The organism is Moorena sp. SIO2C4 (genome assembly GCF_010672485.1).
Classification (GTDB): Bacteria; Cyanobacteriota; Cyanobacteriia; order Cyanobacteriales; family Coleofasciculaceae; genus Moorena; species Moorena producens.
Genome location: NZ_JAAHGN010001234.1, coordinates 1 through 2028, shown reverse-complemented (window position 1 = coordinate 2028; position 2028 = coordinate 1). Strand labels below are relative to the sequence as shown.

Below are 2028 nucleotides of genomic sequence, written 5' to 3'. Positions count from 1 at the left end.
CACTGCCCACCGACAGTAAATAAAATTAATCGTCAGGTGGGCAGTGTATATAACCAATTTCAAAGGTTTCCATCGCTATGATACTTACTGCCCACCCTACATCAACTACTCCCGACTCCCGACTCCCGACTCCCTACTCCCTAATGATCAAAATTGCTCAGGATCGATATTAATATAGATATCCTTCAACTCAGAATAGACATCCAACGCTTCTGTGCCTGGTTCACGGGTACCATTACCAGATTGCTTGAGTCCACCAAAGGGCATATGAGGTTCACTGCCATAAGTACCGGCATTCACTACAGCTACGCCAGTTTGGACTTTCTCACAAAACCTTACTGCACGGTGGATGTTGCGAGTGTGAATCGAAGCAGTTAAGCCATAGGGGGAATCGTTGGCAAGAGCAAGAGCTTCCTTAAAGTCTTTGACCCGGTAGAGACTAGCAATCGGACCAAATAATTCACATTGAGAAATTTCCGCGTGGGGGTCTACATTCTCTAGGAGGGTCGGAGCCATATAGAAACCAGTAGCATGGTCAGGGTCTGTTAAGCGATCGCCTCCCACCAACACCGTTGCTCCTGCTTCTTGTGCCTGTTTCACCGCTGCTATCATATTGATCAACTGTTGCTCATTAATCACTGGACCAAGGTCATCCTGGTCAGTGGGACCTAATTTTAATTCCTTAGTTTTCTCCACTAATTGGTCACGGAATTGATCATAAATGCTATCAAAGACAATGATTCGACTAGCAGAAGCACAACGTTGACCGGCATTACTGAACACTGAGAGTAAGGTCCACTTGATAGCATTGTTCAAATCCGCATCATCACACACGACCAAGGGATTCTTACCCCCCAATTCCAGGGATACCCTGCCAAAGCGCTCCCCAGCTACCCGTTGCACAATTCGTCCTACTTCTGTGGACCCGGTAAAGCTAACCACAGCGACATCATTATGAGCAACCAAGGGAGCGCCAGCTTCTTCACCATATCCCTGAATAATATTGAGGACACCAGGGGGTAACCCAGCCTCTTGAGCAATTTGTCCAACTATCCAAGCCGTGGCGGGAGTGTCTTCTGCTACTTTTAATACAGCGCTATTGCCACAAACCAGGGCTGGAAAGACTTTCCAGGCTACATTAGCAATGGGAGTATTGGCCGCAATAATTAATCCAGCAACTCCCAGAGGTTGACGCACAGTCATGGCATATTTATTAACCACACCGCTGGTAGTGGTGCGACCATACAACCGTTGTCCTTCACTAGCGTAGAATAATCCTAATGCGATCGCACCGCCAGTTTCTCCATAAGCTGAACTATAGGACTTACCGGTTTCTGCTGCTACTATCTTGGCAATCTCCTCCTGACGGGCTTTCATACCCAGGACAATCTCGTGTAAGATAGCTCCCCGTTGTACCGGGGGAGTATCAGCCCAAGCCGGTTGAGCCTGTTTAGCTGACCTTACCGCTTGCTCAATATCTGCTGCTCTTGAGCGAGCCACCTGACATAGCACTTGACCATTAGTGGGGTCTAGCTTCTCAAACCATTCTCCTGCCACTGCTGCTACTTGTTGACCATCAATCCAGTTCAAGACTTGGCTCGGTAAATAGTCTTGTGCCATTATTTTTTCCCCCTTGGAAGTGTCTCATGGTGAGTCATGATACCAATAGAAGTTCAAACAATAGCAATCAAGATAGGGAATAGGGAATAGGGAATAGGGAGTAGGAGTCTAATCTACCAAACTGTAAAACCACCATCAACTCTGAGTTCGATACCTGTGACATAGGCAGAGGCATCGGATGCCAGAAACACTAATGGGCCAAGTAAATCATCAAACTCTGCCATCCGTCCTAGAGGAACGCGATCGCAAAATTGACCTTTGAATTCCTCATCTTGTCCACCCAATACTCCTCCCGGAGAAAGGGCATTAACCCGGATGCCAAAGGGTCCCCAGTGGGTAGCAAAGTACCGGGTTAAATTCACCAGTGCTGCCTTGGATGCCCCATAGGCAGGGGGTTTTAAAAAAGGA

The 2028-nt window shown here is 47.5% G+C and carries 2 protein-coding genes; both read right to left on the bottom strand.

Annotated features, from left to right (window positions below; genetic code table 11):
• Positions 1-147: 147 nt before the first annotated feature.
• Positions 148-1620: an aldehyde dehydrogenase family protein gene (locus tag F6K20_RS36025; RefSeq protein WP_008188055.1), complete on the bottom strand. Its 1473-nt coding sequence runs from the start codon at positions 1618-1620 to the stop codon at positions 148-150.
• 113 nt (positions 1621-1733) lie between these two features.
• Positions 1734-2028: SDR family oxidoreductase (locus F6K20_RS36020; protein WP_287298029.1), on the bottom strand; the 295-nt coding region annotated here is incomplete at its 5' end.